Annotated in this window: 1 protein-coding gene; it reads right to left on the minus strand. The window is 61.0% G+C overall.

What is annotated here, in order from left to right; all coding sequences use genetic code 11:
- On the minus strand, window positions 1-1,243 hold a 1,243-nt coding region (locus tag UB23_RS02895; protein WP_045057834.1), incomplete at both ends, for a beta strand repeat-containing protein.

Raw genomic sequence — 1,243 nt, forward strand, 5'->3', positions numbered from 1 at the left:
TCGCTGGCATCGGTGAAGCTTTCATCAACCGGGGTGACGCTGATGTTCAGAGTCGAAGTGACATTGCTACCGGAACCGTCGGTGACGGTGTAGCTGACCACTGGCACGCTGCCGTTGTAGTTGGCAGTCGGAGTAAAGGTGTAGGCGCCATTGGCCGCAATGACCAGGGTGCCGACATTGGCGATAGTCGCCGTACTGCCGGCAGTGTAGGTGTTCGCACCGATGGTGAAGTTGACCACGGTCACGTCGCCGTCGACGCTCGAGGTGCCAGTGAGGACGCTGCCGGTCACGGCAGTGTCTTCCAGGGTGGACACGGTTTCGCTGGCATCGGTGAAGCTGTCATCAACCGGAGTGACGCTGATATTCAGAGTCGAGGTGACGTCAGAGCCAGAGCCGTCGGTAACGGTGTAGCTGACCTCAGGCACTGTGCCGTTGTAGTTGGCGGCTGGGGTGAAGGTGTAGGTGCCATTGGCCGCAATGACCAGGGTACCGACATTAGCGATAGTCGCGGTGCTGCCGGCGGTGTAGGTGTTCGCACCGATGGTGAAGTTGACCACGGTCACGTCGCCGTCGACGCTCGAGGTGCCAGTCAGCACGCTGCCGGTCACGGCAGTGTCTTCAAGGGTGGACACGGTTTCGCTGGCATCGGTGAAGCTGTCGTCGACCGGGGTGACACTGATATTCAGGGTCGAAGTGACGTCAGAGCCAGAGCCGTCGGTGACGGTGTAGCTGACCTCAGGCACGCTGCCGTTGTAGTTGGCAGCTGGGGTAAAGGTGTAGGCGCCATTGGCCGCAATGACCAGGGTGCCGACATTGGCGATGGTCGCGGTGCTACCAGCGGTGTAGGTGGTTTCGCCGATGGTGAAGTTAAGCACGCTGACCGGGCCGTCGACGCTGGAAGTTCCGGTCAGCACGCTGCCGGAGACTGGGGCATCTTCGGTGGTGGTCACGGTTTCGCCGAGGTCGGTGAAGCTGTCATCGACCGGGGTGACGCTGATGTTCAGGGTCGAGGTGACATTGCTACCGGAGCCGTCAGTGACGGTGTAGCTGACCACTGGCACGCTGCCGTTGTAGTTGGCAGCTGGGGTGAAGGTGTACGCCCCGTTTGCCCCGATTACCAAGGTGCCGACATTGGCGATGGTCGCGGTGCTACCAGCGGTGTAAGTGCTAGTGCCGATAGTGAAGTTGACCACAGTCACATCGCCGTCGACGCTCGAGGTGCCAGTGAGGACGCTGCCGGTAA

Origin of the sequence: Pseudomonas sp. ES3-33 (assembly GCF_000952175.1) — a bacterium.
GTDB lineage: Bacteria > Pseudomonadota > Gammaproteobacteria > Pseudomonadales > Pseudomonadaceae > Aquipseudomonas > Aquipseudomonas gregormendelii.